At 56.6% G+C, this 22461-nt stretch carries 18 protein-coding genes and 1 tRNA gene; 13 read left to right on the top strand and 6 right to left on the bottom strand.

The window, feature by feature from the left end; translation table 11 throughout:
- Window positions 1-48: 48 nt before the first annotated feature.
- On the top strand, window positions 49-555 hold the full coding sequence (locus tag C8N30_RS01625; RefSeq protein WP_025062748.1) for a decarboxylase: 507 nt from the start codon (window positions 49-51) through the stop codon (window positions 553-555).
- Window positions 552-1106: a sulfopyruvate decarboxylase subunit beta gene (gene comE / locus C8N30_RS01620; RefSeq protein WP_025062747.1), complete on the top strand. Its 555-nt coding sequence runs from the start codon at window positions 552-554 to the stop codon at window positions 1104-1106. Before C8N30_RS01625 ends, comE begins: the two co-directional genes overlap by 4 nt.
- Before the next feature lie 319 nt (window positions 1107-1425).
- On the opposite strand, the gene C8N30_RS01615 is transcribed toward comE, so the two are convergent.
- The 3 genes from C8N30_RS01615 to C8N30_RS01605 form a co-directional block, all read right to left on the bottom strand.
- Window positions 1426-1500 (bottom strand) — tRNA-Gly (locus C8N30_RS01615).
- Between the two features lie 78 nt (window positions 1501-1578).
- Window positions 1579-1965 carry an MAPEG family protein gene (locus C8N30_RS01610; RefSeq protein WP_025062746.1) on the bottom strand — a complete coding sequence of 129 codons (387 nt, stop codon included), beginning with the start codon at window positions 1963-1965 and terminating at the stop codon, window positions 1579-1581.
- A 5-nt stretch (window positions 1966-1970) separates the two neighbouring features.
- Window positions 1971-5411, bottom strand: coding sequence for a pyruvate carboxylase (locus C8N30_RS01605; protein WP_025062745.1), 3441 nt, complete (start codon window positions 5409-5411; stop codon window positions 1971-1973).
- 102 nt (window positions 5412-5513) lie between these two features.
- On the opposite strand from C8N30_RS01605, the gene C8N30_RS19915 reads away from it, so the two are divergent.
- Window positions 5514-5678, top strand: coding sequence for a hypothetical protein (locus C8N30_RS19915; RefSeq protein WP_120222832.1), 165 nt, complete (start codon window positions 5514-5516; stop codon window positions 5676-5678).
- Complete coding sequence (locus C8N30_RS01595; RefSeq protein WP_025062744.1) at window positions 5654-6220, top strand: hypothetical protein; 567 nt, start codon at window positions 5654-5656, stop codon at window positions 6218-6220. Before C8N30_RS19915 ends, C8N30_RS01595 begins: the two co-directional genes overlap by 25 nt.
- A 51-nt stretch (window positions 6221-6271) precedes the next feature.
- Here C8N30_RS01595 and C8N30_RS01590 read toward each other — a convergent pair whose 3' ends face one another.
- On the bottom strand, window positions 6272-7408 hold the full coding sequence (locus tag C8N30_RS01590) for an alpha-hydroxy acid oxidase (RefSeq protein ID WP_025062743.1): 1137 nt from the start codon (window positions 7406-7408) through the stop codon (window positions 6272-6274).
- A 1007-nt stretch (window positions 7409-8415) separates the two neighbouring features.
- On the opposite strand from C8N30_RS01590, the gene C8N30_RS01585 reads away from it, so the two are divergent.
- Window positions 8416-10830 (top strand): ATP-dependent helicase, encoded by a 2415-nt coding sequence (locus C8N30_RS01585; protein ID WP_025062742.1) that lies wholly within the window; start codon window positions 8416-8418, stop codon window positions 10828-10830.
- Between the two features lie 264 nt (window positions 10831-11094).
- On the opposite strand, the gene C8N30_RS01580 is transcribed toward C8N30_RS01585, so the two are convergent.
- On the bottom strand, window positions 11095-11313 hold the full coding sequence (locus C8N30_RS01580) for a DUF1127 domain-containing protein (protein ID WP_025062741.1): 219 nt from the start codon (window positions 11311-11313) through the stop codon (window positions 11095-11097).
- Between the two features lie 518 nt (window positions 11314-11831).
- Here C8N30_RS01580 and C8N30_RS01570 point away from each other — a divergent pair.
- Entirely contained in the window at window positions 11832-12896 is a 1065-nt protein-coding gene (locus tag C8N30_RS01570) for an Mrp/NBP35 family ATP-binding protein (protein ID WP_025062739.1), read from the top strand.
- A gap of 45 nt (window positions 12897-12941) precedes the next feature.
- Here the strand turns inward: C8N30_RS01570 and C8N30_RS01565 are convergent, their stop codons facing one another.
- Window positions 12942-13727, bottom strand: coding sequence for a hypothetical protein (locus C8N30_RS01565; protein WP_025062738.1), 786 nt, complete (start codon window positions 13725-13727; stop codon window positions 12942-12944).
- Window positions 13728-14591: 864 nt separating this feature from the next.
- Here C8N30_RS01565 and mraZ point away from each other — a divergent pair.
- The 7 genes from mraZ to mraY all read left to right on the top strand — a co-directional run bounded on the left by mraZ (window position 14592) and on the right by mraY (window position 22327).
- Window positions 14592-15095, top strand: a complete 504-nt coding sequence (mraZ, locus tag C8N30_RS01560; RefSeq protein WP_025062737.1) for a division/cell wall cluster transcriptional repressor MraZ — start codon at window positions 14592-14594, stop codon at window positions 15093-15095.
- Between the two features lie 6 nt (window positions 15096-15101).
- Window positions 15102-16085, top strand: coding sequence for a 16S rRNA (cytosine(1402)-N(4))-methyltransferase RsmH (rsmH, locus tag C8N30_RS01555; protein WP_025062736.1), 984 nt, complete (start codon window positions 15102-15104; stop codon window positions 16083-16085).
- Window positions 16082-16432 carry a cell division protein FtsL gene (gene ftsL, locus C8N30_RS01550; protein WP_025062735.1) on the top strand — a complete coding sequence of 117 codons (351 nt, stop codon included), beginning with the start codon at window positions 16082-16084 and terminating at the stop codon, window positions 16430-16432. Before rsmH ends, ftsL begins: the two co-directional genes overlap by 4 nt.
- Window positions 16429-18225, top strand: a complete 1797-nt coding sequence (locus tag C8N30_RS01545; RefSeq protein ID WP_025062734.1) for a peptidoglycan D,D-transpeptidase FtsI family protein — start codon at window positions 16429-16431, stop codon at window positions 18223-18225. The genes ftsL and C8N30_RS01545 overlap by 4 nt, the downstream gene beginning before the upstream one ends.
- Before the next feature lie 16 nt (window positions 18226-18241).
- Window positions 18242-19726: a UDP-N-acetylmuramoyl-L-alanyl-D-glutamate--2,6-diaminopimelate ligase gene (locus tag C8N30_RS01540; RefSeq protein ID WP_025062733.1), complete on the top strand. Its 1485-nt coding sequence runs from the start codon at window positions 18242-18244 to the stop codon at window positions 19724-19726.
- 13 nt (window positions 19727-19739) lie between these two features.
- Complete coding sequence (locus tag C8N30_RS01535) at window positions 19740-21167, top strand: UDP-N-acetylmuramoyl-tripeptide--D-alanyl-D-alanine ligase (protein WP_025062732.1); 1428 nt, start codon at window positions 19740-19742, stop codon at window positions 21165-21167.
- Window positions 21168-21244: 77 nt separating this feature from the next.
- Window positions 21245-22327, top strand: coding sequence for a phospho-N-acetylmuramoyl-pentapeptide-transferase (gene mraY, locus C8N30_RS01530; protein ID WP_025062731.1), 1083 nt, complete (start codon window positions 21245-21247; stop codon window positions 22325-22327).
- The last annotated feature ends 134 nt before the right edge of the window (window positions 22328-22461 follow it).

The raw sequence follows: 22461 nt of genomic DNA, 5'->3' as shown, positions 1-22461 counted from the left end.
ACGTGCTACGTCTCTCTCTTAATAATTCTCTGGAAAGGCTCTTTAAATATGAATATCGACAAAAAGATCACCGATGATCTTGTCGCTAATGACGTCTCCTTTGTGACCACCGTTCCCTGCAAGCAGCTGGCCGGTGTGATCGAAGAGATCGAGGCATGTGACAAAATTTTCCATATCCCCTCGAATAAGGAAGACGAGGGTATGGGCCTGTGTGCCGGTGCGTTTATGGGGGGCAAACGGCCTGCGATCATCATGCAAAACACCGCAATCGGGGTTACGATCAACACGCTTGCCACCCTGATCCAGTATTACCGCATGCCGCTACCGATGATCATTTCCTATCGCGGGGAGTTGCGCGAGCCGGTGGCATGTCAGGTCGAGATGGCTGTGCATACCAAGGCACTACTGGCCGAGATGAAAATCCCGACCTATCATTTTCACAAGCAATCAGACGTCGAGGAATTCGATGCCATTCTGAAATATACTTTCATGTGCAATAAACCGGTCGCGATTTTGACCGATGCCAACTTCTGGGGAGGCTATGGCGACCAATGATACGCTCTGAAATCCTGCGCGATATCGCGCCTATTCTTCGTGACCATCTGGTCATCTGCAACATCGGTCTGCCCAGCCAAGAGCTGCATATGATCGACGACCAGCCCACTAATTTCTACATGCTGGGAACCATGGGGTTGTCATCCTCCATCGGTCTTGGGCTTGCGCTATCACAGCCCAAAACCGTTATTTCCATCGACGGCGACGGATCGGTGTTAACCAACCTCGGCACGCTGCCGACCATCGCCAACAACGTGGCCGATAACTATATCTTGCTGATCATCGACAACGGCTCGTATGGCTCCACCGGCGACCAGCCGACCTATGCAGGTAAAAAGACCAAGCTGGAAAAAGTGGCGGTTGCCTGCGGCTGCGAAAACGTGCTGGTCTGCCGTGATGTAGACACCGGCAAAGTGCTGCAAGAAGCGATTGATAGCAAAAAGATGACTGTAATCGTTGTGAAATGCGACAGTGGCAACATCAAACTGCCGGTAATCACAATGGACCCCGTTGTGATCCGCGACCGCTTTATGAAAGCTGTCAGCGCATAAAAAAAGAAGGCCTTTAGGTCCACGAAGAGGGCGGCGTTTGTCTACGCCGCCCGCTCGCACCATTTCCGAGATGTTGTTCTTCCACCCAGGCTCAAGGATGGGTTTGCTTCACGTCGTTCGGCTATACGCCCTATTTAAGCTTTTGATATTCGCTTGGATTGTCCCGTGAGTGTTCTCAAAAACAGGACCGAGAGCCGCATTCAACTGCGTGTTTGAAATGATGCTGGCGGGAGGTTTTACCAAACCATACCACCACAAACAAAAAAGGCCGCCCGAGGGCGACCTATTTAATGTCCATCCGGGGTATGGATGGTCTAGCTGGAGCGGGCGAGGCGATTCGAACGCCCGACCCTAACCTTGGCAAGGTTATGCTCTACCCCTGAGCTACGCCCGCATCAGCTAGTGGGGGTGATTTAGCCCTACGCGCCTTGTGCCGCAAGAGGTAAATTGCCCTGTTGTGTAAAAAGTTTTGTCAGAGCAGTGCGTGGACCAAAACCGCCAGTGCTGACAGGACAAGCATGAAGAAAGTGAGCAAAAAACCTGATGCGCGCAGAACGCCAATTTGCGGGGTGGCCGACATTCCTATGGCGTGGCACAGACGCCCGGCCAGCAGCGAAATGCCCATGACATGAACTGCAACAGACGGCGCGCCCAGCAGCTCTGCACAAATCATCAAGATAACGGCCAGTGGCACGTATTCCGCGAAATTTGCTTGCACACGCACCGCCGTTTGTAAGGTGGCTTCGTCGGTTTTGTCGGCGGCCTTAGAAAGCGTGACCCGCTGTCGCACAACCAGTGCGCTGAGCACGGCGAACACCAGCGCCAGTAGGCCTGCGTAAATCGGCGTAATAATTAGCATTTTCGTTATTCCAGTTCTACCAAGAGGTCTTTTGCGTCGATCTGACCGCCTGCGGTGACGTGCACGGCCTTTACCACCGCATCGCGTTCGGCATGTAGGCCGGTTTCCATTTTCATCGCTTCGATCGTCAACAACAGATCGCCCGCTTTTACCGCAGCGCCGACAACAGCGCCAACAGAGGCGACAACGCCGGGCATCGGTGCTCCGATGTGATTGGGGTTTCCTACCTCGGCTTTGGGGCGCTGTTGTGTAGTTGCTTTGACAAGACGGTTTGGCACGCGGATCACGCGGGGCTGGCCGTTAAGCTCGAAAAAGACTTTTACCTCGCCGTCCTCATTGGTGTCTCCGATGGCTTGCAGGCGAATTTCCAACGTCTTGCCAGGGTCGATTTCAGCGGCAATTTCCTGTCCCGCTTCCATGCCGTAAAAAAAAGTAGGCGTCGGCAGGGTGCGTACAGGCCCATAAAGCGCATGGCGTGCCATATAGTCGGTATAGACCTTGGGATACATAAGGTAGCCTGCCAGATCCTCGTCATCGATGACCATTCCGTCCAGCTGCTTGGAGAGTTCGCCGCGCACGGCCTCAAGATCGACGGGTGCCAGATGTGCACCGGGGCGCTCGGTGTTGGGCACTTCGCCCTTGAGTATCTTTTTAACGATGGCGGAGGGGAAGCCACCGGGGGGCTGGCCAAGATTTCCGCGCATCATGTCGATTACAGATTCGGGGAAGGACACGTCGCTTGCAGGGTCCTCAACCTGCGAACGGGTTAGACCCTGCGAGACCATCATTAGGGCCATGTCTCCCACGACCTTGGATGAAGGCGTGACTTTAACAATATCCCCAAACATCTGGTTCACATCGCGGTAAGTGCGCGCCACCTCGGGCCAGCGGTCTTCGAGGCCAAGGCTCGCGGCCTGAGCCTTTAGATTGGTGAACTGGCCGCCGGGCATTTCATGAAGGTACACTTCCGATGAGGGGGCCTGCATCCCTGTCTCGAAGGCGCGGTATTGATGGCGGACGTCTTCCCAATAATCCGAAATTTCCCGCACGGCATTAATGTCCAGACCGGTATCGCGGTCGGTGTGGCGCAGTGCCTCGACCACTGATCCGAGTGTCGCCTGAGACGTGTTGCCCGAAAACGCATCCATAGCACAATCTACCGCATCCACGCCCGCTTCTGACGCGGCGAGGATGGTGGCGGTGGCGATGCCTGCTGTGTCATGGGTGTGGAAGTGGATCGGCAGACCAACCTCTGCCTTGAGTGCGCGTACCAGCACGCGGGCCTGCGCAGGTTTCAGCAGGCCTGCCATATCTTTAAGGCCCAGCACATGCGCACCAGCCGCCTTCAGATCCTTGCCCATAGCCACGTAATACTTGAGGTCGTATTTGGCCCGCTCGGGATCGAAAATATCGCCTGTGTAGCAGATTGTTCCTTCGCAGACCTTGCCTGCCTCTTGAACCGCGTCCATGGCCACGCGCATGTTCTCGACCCAGTTGAGGCTGTCAAAAACGCGGAAGACATCGACGCCACTGCTGGCGGCGGTTTTTACAAAATGCTGCACCACGTTGTCGGGGTAGTTGGTATAGCCCACGCCGTTGGAGGCGCGCAGCAGCATTTGGGTCATGATGTTCGGCATACGCTCGCGTATGTCGCGCAAGCGCTGCCACGGGCATTCCTGCAAAAACCGGTAGGCCACATCGAATGTCGCGCCGCCCCAGCACTCTACCGAGAAGAGCGTGGGCAGATTGGCGGCATAGGCAGGGGCCACTTTGATCATGTCATGGCTGCGCATACGCGTCGCCAGCAGACTTTGGTGGCCATCGCGCATTGTGGTATCAGTGATCAGCAGTTGGCGCTGCTGCCCCATCCAATCGGCCACAGCTTGTGGTCCTTTTTGCTCCAACAGATTGCGGGTGCCCATCATAGGCTCGGCGCGGGCGACGGGGGGCTGGGGCGCGCGTGATGCACGAACGGGCAGCGGCTTGTCCTTGGTCTCGGGATGACCGTTCACGGAGATATCGGCGATATAGGTCAGCACCTTGGTGCCGCGATCCAGACGTTTCTCAAAGATGAACAGATCCGGATTTTCGTCGATGAATTTGGTGTGGTAGGTATTGTCCAGAAACATCGGGTGTTTGAGCAGGTTTTCGACAAAGGCGATGTTTGTACTCACCCCCCTGATCCGGAACTCGCGCAGGGCGCGGTCCATGCGGGCAATCGCCTGTCCGGGTGTTTGTGCTTTTGCTGTGACTTTGACCAGCAACGAGTCATAATAGCGGGTAATCACCCCGCCACTGTAGGCGGTACCACCGTCAAGGCGGATGCCCATGCCCGTGGCTTCGCGAAATGCGGTGATGCGGCCATAATCGGGGATGAAATTGTTGAGCGGATCCTCGGTGGTGATGCGGGTCTGAAGCGCGTGACCTTGTAACTGGATGTCTGCTTGTGATGCCTTGCCGGTGGCTTGGGCCAGTGTCTTGCCTTCGGCAATCAGGATCTGGGCCTGTACAATGTCAATGCCTGTAACCTCCTCGGTCACTGTATGCTCGACCTGCACACGCGGATTGACTTCGATGAAGTAGAATTCATCGGTCTCCATATCCATAAGAAACTCGACCGTGCCCGCACATTCGTAATTTACATGGGCGCAAATTTTGCGGCCCAGCTCGCAGACGTGGGCGCGCTGTTCTTCGGTCAGGTAAGGCGCTGGCGCGCGCTCGACCACTTTCTGGTTACGGCGCTGGACCGAGCAGTCACGCTCGTACAGGTGATAGATATCGCCATGGCTGTCGCCCAGAATTTGCACCTCGACGTGGCGCGCCTTCATAATCATCTTCTCCAAGTAGCCCTCACCGTTGCCAAAGGCGGCTTCAGCCTCGCGGCGGCCCTCTCGCACCTTTTCCTCCAGCTCCGCTTCGGAATAAATCGGGCGCATGCCGCGCCCACCGCCGCCCCAAGACGCCTTGAGCATCAGGGGATAACCGACCTCGGCTGCTTCCTTCTTGATCGCAGCCATATCATCGCCCAGCACTTCGGTGGCGGGGATTACCGGCACGCCTGCGGCCATGGCAACACGGCGCGCCGATGCCTTGTCGCCGAGGGCGCGCATTGTTTCTGCTTTGGGACCGATGAAGGTAATGCCGTTTTGTGCGCAGGCATCTACGAATTCAGGGTTTTCTGACAACAGGCCATATCCGGGGTGAATTGCATCTGCGCCACAGGCTTTGGCCACGCGGATCATCTCGTCAATGCTCAGGTAAGCTGCCACAGGACCTAAATCCTTGCCGATGCGGTAGGCCTCGTCTGCCTTAAAGCGGTGCAGCCCCAGCTTGTCCTCCTCGGCAAAGACGGCAACAGTGGTTTTGCCCATCTCGTTGGCGGCACGCATAATGCGAATTGCGATCTCGCCACGGTTGGCGATCAGGATTTTGCGGAAGTCAGTCATGGAGGCAGGCCTTTCCCAATGGGGTACGGGCAATTTGTAGGCGCAAGTTACCGACAGTCGCAATGCGTGTGATTGGGTAGTGCCACGGTTTTTATAACCAAAATGGACAATATTCAGCAAATTTGGTGCGCAAGTGCGACAATCGGGGCAAAGCGATTTCCTAAATGTGCATTTTTCGTTGCATTTGCAAAAGGCCAGTGGCGATATCGCGAAAACAAAAAAACGAGCAGGGAATTATTCAAATGGCTATTTTTCAAAGTAAATTGATTAAAACGGTAGGTCTGTTGGGCATGCTTTTGGCGGTTGCCGGGTGTGCACGTGCCCCCGATACTGCTGCGGTCAGCACTTTACCCAAGGGTGAGCAACTAGACATTCGCAATATCCTTGCAGCCCATCCTAACAAAACCGCCTGTGTAGAGTATCAGGCTGCCAGCAATACCTGTGCCTCAATTATTAGCACCAGTATTGATGGCACCATCATGACGACAAAAGAGATCACTGCGCTGAGTATTCCGGGCACGACGAGTGTGCAAAACGTAGAAATTGTGAGCCGCAATCTCTTGCAGGGCGAAAAGGCGTGTTTTCGCGCGCCGGATTTGAGCACGACAGGGCGCGACAGCATGTCAACGGCGCTGCTGGCGGTAACCGGTGACCAGATCAACGAAATGGGCGGGATGGTGTGCAGCACTTATCATCGCTCGGGTGACGGTTATGTGATCAGCCCGATTGCTGCCAATGGCGCGCCATTCCCCCCGGGGGACAAGCGGGTGCAATTCATCCTTGGTGATCTCAAGCTGCGGGCCCAGTAAATTTAGACGAGTAGGTCTGCCTCATTGAACCTGGGCAGATCCTCCAAATTATTAGAGCCTGATCGTGGCGGGCAGCTCTGACAGGGTGCGCGCACCGATTTGACCCATGTTCGAGGCCATATCCTTGGCCAGAATATCGATCAGGTGGTCTACACCCTGCGGCCCGAGCGCGCCGAGCGCAAAGTGGAACGCGCGGCCGAGCATCACAAAATCCGCTCCCAGCGCCAGTGCGCGCAGGATATCCAGCCCGCCCTCGATGCCGCTATCGAAAATCAGGGGCAGTTTTGTTGCCGCGCGCACCTGTGGGAGCGCGTCGATTGCCGGTGGTGCGCCGTCAAACTGGCGGCCCGCATGGTTGGAGACCCAGATTGCATCAACCCCTAAACCCTCAAGTCGTACGGCGTCTTCGGGGCGCAGCACGCCCTTGACCAGAAAATCACCATCCCATTCCTCGCGCAGCCAACCGACATAATCCCAGTCGGGCGCGGTACGTAGCAAATACCCAACATGCGCCGTTGGCGAGAGGCCGTTGGTCGCCGCATTTGCATATTTATCAAGGCCACGCATATGGGGCATACCGCGTTTGGCCATACCCATTGCCCATGCAGGACGCAGCGCCACCTGTGCCAGAAGGCGCGGGGTCAGTCGCGGGGGATTGGTGAGGCCGGAGCGCACCTGCCGCTCGCGGCGGCTGGCCACAGGCACATCCACCGTAAGGATCAGCGTCGAAAACCCCGCGGCCTTTGCCCGCGCGAGCATATCGCGGCGAATATCTGCGTCGCGCGGCGGGTACATCTGGAACCATGCATGCGTGCCCAGGTGGGGGGCGATGTCTTCAGGGCTTTGAGTGGCGACAGTGGAAATGCAGTAGGGAATGTTTGCGCGGGCAGCGCCACGTGCCAGATGCCCCTCTGCATCGGGCCACATCAGGCCCGACATGCCAATAGGTGCGATACCAAAGGGGAGCGGCAGCTTTTTGCCCAAAAAATCTGTGCTCAGATCTGGGGTGAATTCACCGTGTAAGACCGAAGGCATCATACCGATGCGGTCCAGTCCTGCGCGGTTGCGCGCCTTTGTGGCCTCGTCACCGGTACCGCTGTCGAGATATTCCCAAACAAATTTGGGAATACGCCGTTGTGCGCGGGCGCGTAGATCGGACAGGGCGGGGTATTTTGAGTGCAAATCCATCCTCGCATTTGTCAGAGTATGCGTGTCGTTGTCCAGCGTCCGTTTGAGGTCTGATCCGGTTGTTTCGTTGATCTTATCCGTTGCGGTGTAGTTCCTTATACGTTGTTTAATCAGGAGACATTCCGGACCTTTTGGACACTCTTGAATAAGGCAGGTATTGTGCGGCCAGAACGAGAGATCGAACAGTTCTATCCACCTCGCGGTTGTCTTCTTGCGCCGTTGTGGTGTTCGAGGAAATCAGGGGCACAGACGCATTTTCCTGTGCGAGACGTTTTTTGGCGATCCTGCGCATCTCTGCCTAGGTCTCGTTCATGCTGCGAGACAATTCGGCCAAAAACACCTGCAGTGCCGACCAACTGGTCCGGTGCCAGCGCACCGTCCTCGACAGCGCTGAGAATGTCCGAAACCTGCTTCAGCCGCATTTCGGGTGACAAGGTGCACAACAAGGGTTGTACCAATATTTCGAAGCCGTCGACAGGGCAGGGTTAAACGGCACAGGGATGTATCCCAGATGGTCGTGCCGCCTTGCAGCTTAAATTTCTCGGGGTGCCGCACGGGCGCGTCGCTGCGCAAACATTCAGAATAATGCTGGATCGAATTTGCTGTCTGTTCGGGCGGTAAAAGATCGCTGAGCGCGCGGTCGATTGCGGTATTCATCAACAGACCTGAACCTTCCTCCTGGGCGTCGTTGATCGTAACCATCACGAATTTGGAAGTAGATACGTTAAGCTTGGCTAAGAACATCGGTATCGTGAATCGGTCAAGCTGACGACGAAGCACTTCGGGATCTTTTGGTGTGAACGCATTGCTCATAACTCCAGTTTTCGCTGGGAAACTCCCACTAGAACTTGGTTAGCGAGAGGTAAATGCAAGTAAAGTCGAGTAAAATTAAGCATATTCGAATAATGTCCAGTTACTGACATGAGGTCAGGTAATCTGCGTTTCGTCATGGAACATTGTGCGAACGTCTCTTTAAGTTGCGGCCAGATCACGCTACCTTACTTCTCATGAACGATTTTGATGAAAATGCCGCCTTCGAAGGCGCCTCACTGTCTGCACGTGCCATGGCGGCGCGCCCGCAGCCGTATCTGGACGGTCTCAACCCCGCGCAACGCGAAGCGGTCGAGACGATGGACGGCCCTGTCTTGATGCTGGCAGGGGCAGGGACGGGCAAGACCCGTGCGCTGACGGCGCGAATTGTCCATTTGATGAACACAGGGCGCGCCCGCCCGAACGAGATTTTGGCGGTGACCTTCACCAACAAAGCAGCCCGCGAGATGAAGAACCGTGTGGGCAGCATGCTGGGCCAGCCTGTCGAGGGGATGCCGTGGCTAGGCACCTTCCATGCGATCTGCGTCAAGCTGCTACGCCGTCACGCGGAGTTGGTGGGGTTGAAATCGAACTTCACCATTCTTGACACGGACGATCAGCTTCGCCTTCTCAAGCAGTTGGTTGCAGTTGAGAGTATTGATGACAAGCGCTGGCCTGCCCGGATGCTTGCGGGAATTATTGATGACTGGAAAAACCGTGCGCTGACGCCGGATAAATTGCCCGCTGCGGATGCGGGAGCGTATAATCACCTTGGGCCTAAAATATATGCGGCCTATCAGGTCCGGCTGCGCGAGCTTAATTGCTGTGATTTTGGTGATTTGCTGCTGCATATGGTCACGATCTTCCAGAACCACGAGGATTTGCTGCAGCAATACCAGCGCTGGTTCAAATACATCCTTGTGGACGAATATCAGGATACCAATGTGGCCCAGTATCTGTGGCTGCGTCTGCTGGCAGGCGGGCACAAGAATATCTGCTGTGTGGGCGATGACGACCAGTCGATCTATGGCTGGCGCGGGGCCGAGGTGGGCAACATTTTACGATTCGAGAAGGATTTTCCCGGAAGCCACGTCGTAAGACTTGAGCAGAATTACCGCTCGACGCCGCATATTCTTGCTGCTGCTTCGGGTGTCATCGCTGGCAACGAGGGGCGATTGGGCAAAACATTGTGGACCGATGCACAAGAGGGCGAAAAGCTGCGCCTGATCGGGCATTGGGACGGCGAGGAGGAGGCCCGCTGGATCGGGGACGAGATCGAGGGATTGCAGCGTGGCACACGTGGCTTGCGCAAATTCTCGCTCGATCATATGGCAATTCTTGTGCGGGCCTCCCACCAAATGCGTGCCTTTGAGGATCGCTTCCTCACCATTGGTTTGCCCTACCGTGTCATTGGCGGACCGCGATTCTACGAGCGGCTCGAAATCCGCGATGCCATGGCCTATTTCCGTATCGTGACCTCGCCCGACGATGATCTGGCATTTGAGCGGGTGGTGAACACGCCGAAGCGGGGTCTTGGCAAAGTTGCGATGCAGAAAATTCAGGGTACGGCGCGGCAGCACGGTACGAATCTTGTGGAGGGTGCGCGGCGCCTGCTTGGGGAAAAAGGCATAGGAGGCAAAGGGGCGACAGAATTGCGCCTGTTGGTTGAAGGAATCGACCGCTGGTCATCTAAATTACACGGCCCTCGCATCGAAGTGAACGATGACGCGGTGCTGGACGACGGCGGTCCAGTGCGGATGGAATTTGCCCCGCCCGAGATCAGCCACGTGGAGTTGGCCGAGATTATTCTGGACGAGAGCGGCTATACCGCCCACTGGCAAAATGACAAAACCCCCGAAGCGCCGGGGCGCCTTGAAAATATCAAAGAGCTTGTCAAAGCGCTTGACCAGTTTGAAAATCTGCAAGGATTTCTGGAGCATGTCAGCCTGATCATGGACAACGAGAAGGAAGGCGAGGGCGAAAAGGTCAGCATCATGACGTTGCATGCTGCCAAGGGTCTGGAGTTTCCCGCGGTTTTCCTGCCGGGCTGGGAGGATGGGTTGTTCCCTTCCCAAAGGTCCATGGACGAGAGCGGGCAGAAGGGCCTCGAAGAAGAGCGGCGGCTGGCCTACGTGGGCATTACGCGGGCCGAAGAAATTTGCACAATCTCCTTTGCCGCGAACCGCCGCGTTTTCGGCCAGTGGCAAAACGCTATGCCGTCGCGGTTTATAGACGAGTTGCCAGAGGCGCATGTTGACGTGCTTACCCCACCGGGCCTTTACGGTGGTGGTTTCGGGGCGGCCGCCATGCCCCAAAGTACGCTGCACGATGCGGCAGCGGAGGCGAATGTCTATAATTCTCCCGGTTGGCGGCGCCTGCAATCAAGGGCCAGCCAGCGTGGCATAAGCCAGCCGTCAGAATCCAAAAATATGACTATCGACATGACTGCGACCAGCAGTTTCACCATGGGCGAGCGGGTGTTTCACCAAAAATTCGGTTACGGGGCCATTATCGGTATTGAAGGTGACAAGCTGGAGGTCGCCTTTGAGAAAGCGGGTGACAAGAAGGTCGTCGCACGGTTTTTGGTCGCGGCGGATGATGTGCCGTTCTGAGACTCCATAATTTCTTATGCAATCACCGAGAGCCGATTTTATCATTTCGCCACGGTAGAAGTGAAATGTGTGACGGAAGCCGTCTGAAAGTAAAACGGCGCTTCCCAGGGAGGTGGGAAACGCCGTTCTATCACGTGCGACTTTCAATCGGGAGGAACGAAAGCGGCACTGTTGCAACGCGGGGTCATCGGGGAGGCGAGACTCTGCCGCGTCACATTTATCCTAACGAGCCGGTGGGAGGACCAGACCGCAAGGAATTCAATATTACTTCACCATTTCGGCTGCTTCGCGCGACAGGCGGCGAAAGTCACCACGGCTCATGCCGAGGTCGGCAAGGTCGCGCGCCGTCAAGGTGTACAGCTCGTTATAGGTCGTACGGTATGCCTTGCGCTGGCGCGCCTTCAGCGCGATTGCGGCAAAAAATGCTGCGATGCGGCTAGGCTGCTGGGATACTGCTGCGTGTGTGTCTGTAAAATATGTCATATCAATTTCTTTCATGCGTCTGCGTCTTGTTGTGACCAATATTTAAACCTCTGCGGGGGGTGTTCAACCTGCAATGCTGCAATGCGGCTATGCGTTTGCTGCATATGCGACGTTGGGTCAATGTATTGAATTATAGATAAATTAAATCAAGATCACATCACGGGTGTGTGAAGATGAATATTTTCTGAAGTTTGAAAAAAGGGCGACGATATCTGGGAGGAGATATCGCCGCCAAAAGTGAAAAGCAGCCTCGGGAGGAGAGTGAGGTACTTTTCGGTATTAAAGAAAACTCTCGGGAGGATTGTTTTCAAGATCAGTCTTACCAATTCTTTCTGCAGCTGCACAATCATTTATTTCGCATTTCTGCTATGCAGCATTCGCATAAGTGGGTAGCGCATGTTTTTTGTGCAAACAGGCTTGGTGAGGGCTAACCTGTGTGCGGTATGATAACGCGGTGCTGTGGCCTTGCGGTTTTTGTGCAATCTGCGATGTCAGAACCGACCCAGAGGAGAAGCACCATGGCCGTGACCAAAGATGACGTAATCGCAGCACTCGAACGGATCAATCTGCCTGATGGCCGGAGCCTGATGGCCCATGATCTGGTGCGCGCCCTGACGATCGAGGAGGGCGTTGTGCGATTTGTAATCGAGGCGCCCAACGCCGAGGTCGCCCGTGCAATGGGTCCGCTGCGCGATGCGGCAGAAAAACTGGTGTCGGAGATCGAAGGTGTTAGTCAAGCGAGTGTCGCACTGACTGCGCATGGGCCAGCGGCCAAGCCCCCCAGCCTCAAGATTGGCGGCCATCCCAAACCACAGGACGGTCCCACCAAACCCAGCGGCGTGCAACGTATTGTTGCCATCGGTTCGGGAAAGGGCGGGGTGGGCAAGTCTACTGTAAGCACAAATATCGCCGTAGCCTTGGCAAAACAGGGGCGTAAGGTGGGTCTGTTGGATGCCGACATTTATGGTCCCAGCATCCCGCGCATGATGGGTGTGAACAAACGTCCTGCCAGTCCCGACGGCAAAACCATTATTCCGCTGCATGCTCATGGCGTCACTCTTATGTCTATCGGTTTCATGATGGAGGAAGGGAAAGCCACGATCTGGCGTGGTCCCATGCTGATGGGCGCGCTCCAGCAGATGCTGGGTCAGGTAGAGTGGGGCGAACTTGATGTGCTTATCGTCGATCTCCCGCCGGGCACCGGCGATGTGCAGTTGACGCTGTGCACAAAGTCGGAGCTGACAGGCGCAATCGTGGTGAGTACGCCGCAGGACGTCGCCTTGATTGATGCGCGTAAGGCGCTCGATATGTTCGCCACGTTGAAGACGCCAGTTCTGGGCCTGATCGAGAATATGTCGATGTTTGTTTGCCCCGACTGCGGATCCGAGCACGAGATTTTCGGGCGCGGCGGTGTCGCGGCAGAGGCGTCAACGATGGGAGTACCACTGTTGGGGACATTGCCAATTGATCTGGAGACACGTCTGGCAGGTGATAATGGCACGCCGGTCGCTGCGGGCGATAGCCCGATGGCGCTGGCGTATGCGCGCATTGCGGAGGGGCTGATCAAGGGCGGTATGGCCTGAGCAAAAGGGCTGCGCCGGCAGTAATAGCGGCTGGCGCTCCCTAGTTCATGCGTCTGTCGGGCGCTCTGTATTGTCTAGCGGGGCTTTGTGTACCAAGGCGGCATAGAGGATTGTCAGCAAGCTGAAGATCAGCAGTCCTTCGATTACAAAAGACGGCAGATCAAGGAGCAGCAGGTGGCGCGGCTGCGTGAGGTCAAAATGCGCACTGGCGGCTGTCTGAACACCACTCACAAGTGCCAGAATGGCAGCTACGCCCATAAGCTGTGACGAGACGGGCGCAGTGAAACGCCAGCTGTCTGTCAGACACATCGGGTGGCCGACTGCCGCCGCAGGCAAGATCAGGCTAAGCCGCAATGACAACCAGATCAGCGAGAGCTCAGCGACGAACCCCGTCATTAACACAGAAATATACCCCGGTTCTGCGTTGAGTGCGGAGGCTGAGTGGTTCGACACCATGAGGGGCGTCATTAAGACCACATAAATCGTGATCTGGACGGTCGTCAGGATGACAATGCGCCAAAGGTATCCCAAAACAAGCGGTACGGTCAAAGGCCGCGGTGTTTCGGTGTTGCGCAGGGTGTGACGATGCCATGCGATCGCCATCATCGAATAGCCCAGAACAACTGCTGTCAGAAATATCCAATTCAAAGGCACGGCGTTCATGCGACTGCCTTCAAAGCTGCCGATTGCTATCTCGGGCGAGGTCACGCTCGCGATAATGCTGATAACGATCAAAACCAACAGTGCGGGACCCACCACCTGTAAGGTTTTGAGTGGCTCTTTTAGCAACAGTCTGAACGTGTGGCGAAGGAGGCTAAGCGTGGTTAACATTTGAAATCGTTCCGGGGCTATATTTTACCTTTTTGGCCCTTTGTAAGCGATTTCACAAGGCAAGCTCTCCAACCGGTGCGTGTGTGTGGTCGAAATGGGTCACTGCAACTCGGGGGGAGGCGCTCAGCCGCTTCGCTCCGAGGTGGCTCAAACCGTCCGAGAACGTCGTCATGGGAAATAATGGGCGAGGTGGTGGGAAATGATGGGAAGCTTCGCTTCGGCGCTGTGAATCAATGGGCTGGAATCAGCTTGTTTTGGGAACTCATGCTCGATTCGGCGTCTGGAATTGGATTTACATAGGAACAGAACGGGAATATAGCTTGTGGATAACTTTGACGTGTAACTTTTCTGGGAATTTGTGGGAAATTTAAGCACACTTATTCTGACACCATATGTAGTGACTATCTGTTTATATATCGCTAGGTATGCCTCTTTTTTTCAAAACATAAGTTAATATTTCAATTGGGCGCGCAGATTCCGACTAGGATCTATGGCGAAATTTTAAATTAATTGTAGACGCCCATGATTTCCCATGGCATCCCTAGTGCATCGGATGAGAGCGAGACACGGGGCACCAAACGACCCCAAAATTAAATAAAACTCTAGCAGGTTTCATACAGGCCTCGAATTCATCAGACCAAGAGATCCGGCGCGCGAGCGAGCAGACATCCCCCCAGGTGGCGCGCGCAGTCGGACTTCCCCACCCTCGCGGCGGGAATAAAGCGGCGGGTTGATCAGTGGCAGCAGATCAACCCGCCCTTTTTACTTCCAAGGGGTCACACAAAAATTGTGGACCTTCACAGGCACCAACGTGTGCGCAGGCAGGACGATAACAGCGCAAGTCGCGCAAATAGGGACAGTATAGTGAGCCGACGGTTCAGAGGCGAAAGCCAGCACAAAGTCGATACAAAGGGGCGGGTATCTATACCTGCCTCTTTTCGGCGTGTGCTGGAAGCCTCCGATCCGAACTGGGAAAACGGTGAAAACCCTGAATTGGTGATTGTTTATGGCGATCACCGTCGCGCTTACCTTGAATGCTATACAATGGCCGCGATCGAGGAAGTGGACGCAAAGATCGACGCGCTTCCCCGCGGCTCGATGCAGCGCAAAATGCTTCAGGCTATGTTCAACGGACAATCCTTTCCAACCACAGTTGATGAAACCGGACGCCTTGTGCTGCCAGCCAAGCTGCGTTCGAAAATCAACCTCGACAACGAGGCCTTCTTTATGGGAACGGGCGATACCTTCCAGATTTGGAACCCCGAGACCTATGATACGCAAGAGCGCGCCAAGCAAGAGGCATGGCTTAACGAGCTTCCTGAGGATTTTGACCCGATGGAGTTCCTGGACGGAACGCCGGGAGCGTAACAGGTCATGGCTGCCACCCCGACCTCCCCCCATATCCCCGTACTTCTGAGGCCGCTGCTTGCGGCTGTAGCGCCAGTGGCCGGCACATGGCTGGATGGTACATTCGGTGCGGGCGGCTATACTCGCGGTCTACTTGATGCAGGCGCGCAAAGGGTGATTGCCGTTGACCGGGATCCAATGGCGCACGAGATGGCAAAGCCTTGGGCCGGTGAATTTGGCGACCGGATCATCATGCAACACGGCGTGTTCTCCAAGATGGATGAATATGGTCAGGACCTTGATGGCATCGTGCTGGATCTGGGCGTGTCCTCCATGCAGCTTGATCTGGCAGAGCGCGGGTTTTCGTTCATGCGCGATGGGCCGCTTGATATGCGCATGTCCCAAGACGGGCCTTCTGCCGCTGATCTGGTCAATGAAGCCTCTGAGGAGGAGCTGGCCAATATTATATTCCTCTACGGGGAAGAGCGCGCCAGCCGCAGGATCGCAAAACTGTTGTGCATTGCGCGCACCGAAGCGCCGATCGTGCGCACGGCCGAGTTGAGCCGTCTGGTCGAGAGCTGTCTTCCCCGCGCCAAACCGGGGCAGAGCCATCCTGCTACCCGAACGTTTCAGGCGTTGCGCATCGCAGTAAACAACGAATACGGCGAGCTTTGGGAGGGTCTGATGGCCGCCGAACGCGCGCTGAAGCCTGGCGGTAAGCTGGCAGTGGTGACTTTCCACTCTGTCGAGGACCGCATGGTAAAGCGGTTCCTGACCGCACGTGCGGGGGCAGGGGGTAATGCAAACCGTTTTGCACCCGAGATCGAGCAGGATGCACCGCAGTTCGAGATCAAGTCGCGTAAGGCCATAGGACCCGACGCGCAGGAGCTGGAGGAAAACCCGCGGTCGCGCAGTGCCAAACTGCGGGTCGCCACGCGCACGGACGCCCCGAGTGGCACAATCGAGGCAAAGGCAATCGGCATGCCGATGATGAAGGAAAAGAAGCAATGAGATCCGTGATCTACGTTTTGACAGCTTTGGGCGTTATTGGGCTCGCGTTTTGGGCCTACCGCGAAAACTATGCCACGCAGGCGGTACTGAACCAGACCGATAGATTGCATTCCCAGATCCGTGACACGCATGCGCGGCTGGCCGTATTGCGCGCGGAATGGGCGTATCTCAACCGTCCCGACCGCATCAGGGAGCTGGCGGAAATGAATTTCGAACGCTTGCAGCTTTTGCCGCTGCATCCTGACCAGTTCGGACAGGTAGACGAGGTGCAGTACCCGATCCCGGAGTTGCTCCCGATTACCAACCCTGTCGATGTCTCCACGATGAATTCGGAGAATGACCTATGATCCGCACCCCGCTGCGTCCGCTTGCGCGTATCCTCGAGGCCCGCGCCAAAGGCGAAAACCCCGACGCGATCGAGCATCAAAATCGTCGCATCCGCCACGAGCAGATGCGCGACAAAGATCGAAGCCGCGCGGAGGGCCGCCTGCTGGTTTTGGGCGTGTGCTTCTTCTGTGCCTTCGCCGTTGTGGGTGCCCGCATGGGGCTTTTGTCGGTTTCCGATCCGGTTGAGCCACGAGCCCATGCGCCCGGCTCGGTGATCGCCAACACCCGCGCCGATATTGTCGACCGTAACGGACGTATTCTTGCGACCAATCTGGACACGCACGCGCTTTATGCCCAGCCGCCGCATATGATCGACAAGGAAGCGGCAGCGAAAAAGCTGGCAAAGATATTCCCCGATCTGGACGAAGCGCGACTGGTCAAGGATTTCACCGGCTCGCGCAAATTTTTGTGGGTGAAAAAGAAAATCAGCCCCGAGCAGATGCAGGCCGTGCATGACATCGGTGATCCGGGTCTGTTGTTTGCGCCGCGTGACATGCGGCTCTACCCTAATGGTAAATTGGCCGCGCACATCATGGGCGGCTCCAGTTTCGGCCGCGAGGGAGTGAGCGCCGCCGAGGTGATCGGCGTGGCAGGCGCGGAGAAATATTTCGACAATTACCTACGAGATCCGGCCAATGCAGGTAAGCCGCTTGAGTTGAGCCTTGATCTGTCGGTGCAGGCCGCGTCCGAGCGGGTGCTTGATGGCGGGATGAAGTTGATGAACGCCAAGGGGGCGACATCTATCCTGATGGACGTCCAGACCGGCGAAATCGTCAGTGTCGTCTCGCTTCCCAGTTTTGATCCTAACAACCGCCCGCGGCCCGCACTCGATGGCGATCCGTCCGACAGTCCGCTGTTCAACCGCTCGGTTCAGGGGGTGTACGAACTTGGATCTACGTTCAAGATTTTTGCTGTAGCCCAAGCGATGGAGTTGGGGCTGGTGAATGCCGACACAGTGATTGATACGGCAGGTCCGATGAAGGTCGGCGGCCACAGGATCGGCGAATTCGGGAACAAGAATTACGGCTCCATTACGGTTTCCCAGATCATCGAAAAGTCCTCGAACAGGGGCACTGGCCGCCTTGCGCTTATGATCGGTAAAGAACGCCAGCAGGAATTCTTGCGCAGTCTGGGCCTATTTGATAAGTCGTCTTTCGAGATTATCGAAGCCTCCGGTAGTATGCCTTTGCTGCCCGCGCGCTATACCGACCTGTCTGCGGTAACCATTTCTTACGGGCATGGGATCTCGACGACCGCGATGCATCTTGCGGCAGGGTATGCCGCGATCGCAAACGGGGGCCGCGTGGTCAAGCCGACCCTGCTTAAACAAAACGGCCCGCAACTGGGCAAGCGCGTGATGCGCGAGGACGTGGCTGCCGCTTCCCGCCGGATGCTGCGCGATGTTGTTATCGGGGATGATGGCACGGCGACGTTTGCCGAAGTGCCGGGGTATTTTGTGGCTGGCAAAACCGGCACGGCCGACAAGCCAAAGGCCCGCGGGGGCGGTTATTACAAGGACAAGACGATCACGACATTTGCGTCGATGTTCCCTGCGGAGAACCCGCGATTTGTGCTGATTGTAACGCTCGACGAACCTGTCGAAACGTCAAGCGGGGAGCCGCGCCGCACTGCTGGCTGGACTGCCGTTCCAATCGCGGCAGAAATGATCCGCCGTGTCGCGCCCCTTCTTGATATGCGGCCGGCCATTGAACCTGCACAACTCGCTGGTATAACGCTGACCAGCAGTAACTGATCCCGCAGGCGCCCCTATGACCACCCCATCCCGCAGCACGTTGAATTCCTTGGGGCTGATGGCCGCAGGGGGGGAAAACCCCGATCTCACTGGGATCGAAGTCGACAGCCGCCGCGTGGGCGCTGGCAAGTTGTTTGCCGCTCTACCCGGGACAGAAGTGCACGGCGCTACCTTTGTTGATGCAGCACTTGAGCGGGGCGCGGTTGCTATCCTTACGGATGCGAAAGGCGCCCAGCTTGCCGGCGTCGCGGTCCGGACGGCAGGTGCTGCGCTTGTAATCTCCGAGAACCCGCGTGAGGCGCTTGCGCGCAGTGCGGCGCTGTGGTTCGGCGCGCAGCCTGAAACTATGATTGCTGTCACGGGCACCAATGGCAAAACATCCGTAAGCACATTTGTGCGGCAAATCTGGATAGAGATGGGATTGGCTGCGGTCAATTTGGGCACCACAGGGGTCGAGGGCGCATGGTCCGCCCCGCTGGCCCATACCACGCCGGAGCCGATCACATTGCACCGCACATTGGCGCAGGCTGCGCAGGCCGGTATTACCCATGCTGTAATGGAAGCGTCTTCTCACGGTCTTGACCAGCGCCGCCTTGACGGTGTGACGCTTAAAGCGGCCGGGTTCACCAACTTTACCCAGGACCACCTTGATTATCACGAAACCTTCGAGGCCTATTTCGATGCCAAAGCCGCGCTGTTTGCGCGGGTGCTGCCAGAAGATGGCACGGCAGTGATAAATATTGACGACGCCAAGGGTGTAGAGATGGCAGCGATTGCCACTGCGCGCGGTTGTGGTGTGATTACAGTTGGCCGTGACGGGGGTGATCTACACCTTCGTGCACAACGCTTTGATGCAACGGGGCAGGACCTCCGGTTTGACTGGCGCGGAAAGACCTACCAAAAACGGCTGGAGCTGATCGGGGGGTTTCAGGCCGATAACGTGCTGCTCGCGGCGGCGCTGGTGATTGCTTGCGGCGCGGATGCGGCGGACGTGTTCGACACTATTCCCCACCTCACAACTGTGCGGGGCCGGATGCAATTGGCCGCGACCCGCGACAATGGCGCGGCGGTGTTTGTGGATTACGCCCATACGCCCGATGCTATCGCAACCGCACTATCCGCAATGCGTCCGCATGTCATGGGTCGTCTGATCGCGATTGTGGGGGCCGGCGGTGACCGTGACCGTGCAAAACGCCCGCTTATGGGGGCTGCGGCGCATGAAAACGCCGATGTGGTTTTTGTAACCGACGACAATCCGCGTTCCGAAGATCCTGCAACCATCCGCGCTGCGGTAATGGCGGGATGTCCTGACGCCACTGAAGTGGGCGACCGTGCCGAGGCGATCTTGCGTGGGGTCAACGTGTTACAGCCCGGCGATGCCCTGCTGATCGCTGGCAAGGGTCATGAGACGGGCCAGACCATTGGCGACGATGTGTTGCCTTTTGATGATGTGGAGCAGGCCAGTGTTGCGGTCGCGGCACTGGACGGAAGACTGGCGTAATGGGGCAACCGGCATGAGTTTGTGGACAGCAGCAGAGGCGAAGGCAGCAACGGGCGGCAGTGTTCAGGGCGATTGGGCCGTGAATGGTGTCTCGATCGATACCCGCACGATTGAGGCAGGCGACCTGTTCGTAGCACTCAAAGACGTGCGCGATGGTCACGAATTCGTCGCGATGGCGCTGGAAAAAGGGGCGGGAGCTGCGTTGGTGTCCCGCATCCCAGAAGGTGTCGCCCAAGATGCGCCGCTGTTGATTGTGGATGATGTCCTTAAGGCTCTGGAGGCGCTGGGAGCGGCGGCACGGGCCCGCACGCAGGCAAAGGTCATCGGGATCACTGGATCGGTGGGCAAAACCTCGACCAAGGAGATGCTTCTGGCGATGCTGTCGGCGCAAGGGCGCACCCATGCCTCCATCGCCAGCTACAACAACCACTGGGGGGTGCCGCTGACGCTGGCGCGGATGCCTGCCGATACGGAATATGCTATCATCGAGATGGGAATGAACCATCCCGGCGAGATTCTACCGCTGACGATGCTGGCACGGCCCCATGCCGCGTTGATCACCACTGTCGCCGCAGCCCACCTTGAGGCATTTGACAACATCACCGGCATTGCGCTGGAAAAAGCCAGTATTTTTGACAGCCTCGAACGGGGCGCACCTGCGGTCTATAACGCCGATGTGGAAACCTCGCCTATTCTGGCCGCAAAGACGCTGGATAAACGGCTGCACGGCATCGCCTTTGGCGAGCACGGGTTTGACTGGAAGCTCAAAGAGCTGAGCATTCAGGGCGATACCACTGTTGTTCAGGCTGAATTCGACGATAAGCCTGTTTTGTTCAAACTCGCCACGCCGGGCCGGCACTTTGCAATGAACGGGCTGGGCGCGCTGGCCATCATACAGGCGATCGGTGCTGATCTGGCACAGGCTATTGTCGTTCTTGGCCGTTGGACGCCCTATAAAGGGCGCGGCCAGCGCGAGGTCATCCAACTTGATCCGATCGAGGCTAATGTGCGTTTGTCGCTGATTGACGACAGTTATAACGCGAACCCCACTTCAGTTGCGGCTTCGCTCGAAGTGTTGGCCGGGGCCAAGACGATTGACGGTGTGGGCCGCATCGGCAAAGGCAGACGGATTGCTTTTTTGGGCGATATGAAAGAGTTAGGCGACGATGCTGTCGCTTTGCATGCGGGCCTTGCCCATCTGGAGGCGACCAAAACGCTGGATGTTATCCACTGTGTCGGTCCCTTGATGCGCGCACTTTATGATCTGTTACCCGCACATCAGCGCGGCGACTGGACCGAGACGGCGGCGGAAATGTGCGATGGGCTAAGCCACAAACTCGACGCAGGCGATGTTGTGCTGGCCAAAGGTTCGCTCAGTATGAAATTGGGTCTGGTCGTTGACGCCATCCGTAAAATGGGCCATCCGGTAACAGATATGTGACGCCCCTATGCGGGGGGAGCAGACCACGATCCTACAAGATGTGGATCAGTGCGCTGCTGAATTGGTAAGGACGATGTATGCTCTATTGGTTAACCCTGCTGTCGGATGGCGGCGATTTCTTTAACCTGTTTCGCTACATCACTTTTCGCGCAGGCGGCGCATTTCTGACTGCCCTTGTATTCGGATTTTTGTTTGGCAGACCACTGATCGACATGCTGCGCCGCACCCAGGGGAAGGGCCAGCCCATCCGCGGTGACGGTCCAGAAGGCCACTTCGCCAAGGCGGGAACGCCAACCATGGGGGGGCTGTTGATTGTGGGCGCGCTGCTCACTTCGACACTGCTATGGGCGCGGCTCGACAATCCGTTCATCTGGATGGTGCTTTTCGTCACAATGAGCTTTGCCGCCATCGGCTTTGCCGATGATTACGCCAAAGTGAGCAAGCAGACTGTCGCGGGCGTTTCCTCGAAAATACGGCTGTTGCTGGGTTTTGCCATTGCGGGCGTCGCATCGTTTTGGGCAGCGCAATACCACCCCGAGACGCTGCAATACCAGTTGGCGCTGCCGGTATTCAAAAATACCCTCATCAACCTAGGGTATCTGTTTATTCCTTTCGCGATGATCGTGATTGTGGGTTCTGCGAATGCAGTGAACCTCACGGACGGCCTCGATGGTTTGGCGATCATGCCGGTGATGATTGCAGCGGGTGCGCTGGGAGTGATTGCATACGCAGTAGGGCGTGTGGATTTCACGGATTACCTGGATGTGCATTACGTGCCCGGCACAGGTGAGATCCTGATATTTACGGCCGGTATCTTTGGCGGCGGATTAGGCTTTTTGTGGTATAATGCCCCTCCTGCGGCGGTTTTTATGGGCGACACCGGATCGCTTGCGTTGGGCGGTGCATTAGGTGCTATTGCGGTCGCCACCAAGCATGAGTTGGTGCTGGGAATTGTCGGCGGCCTGTTCGTGGTCGAGGCGCTTTCGGTGATTATTCAGGTCCTGTACTTTAAACGTACGGGCAAGCGGGTTTTCTTAATGGCGCCGATCCACCATCACTATGAGAAAAAAGGTTGGGCCGAGCCGCAAATCGTAATCAGGTTCTGGATTATTTCGCTGATTCTGGCAATGATCGGCCTCGCGACATTGAAAGTACGCTAGCACTGCGGCAAGCCAATGCTGGCGCTTTGCATCATACGGCAAAGTTTTTCGGGAAAAATAATAAAGCCTGTGGACCATGTTGATGTACGGTCCGCCGTAACAGACGCTTTTTTCCAGATACACCTGTAGTTCAG

Source organism: Sulfitobacter guttiformis (genome assembly GCF_003610455.1).
Lineage (GTDB): Bacteria > Pseudomonadota > Alphaproteobacteria > Rhodobacterales > Rhodobacteraceae > Sulfitobacter > Sulfitobacter guttiformis.
Note: the sequence above shows the minus strand (reverse complement) of the source record. Positions and strands in the feature narration are given on the sequence as shown.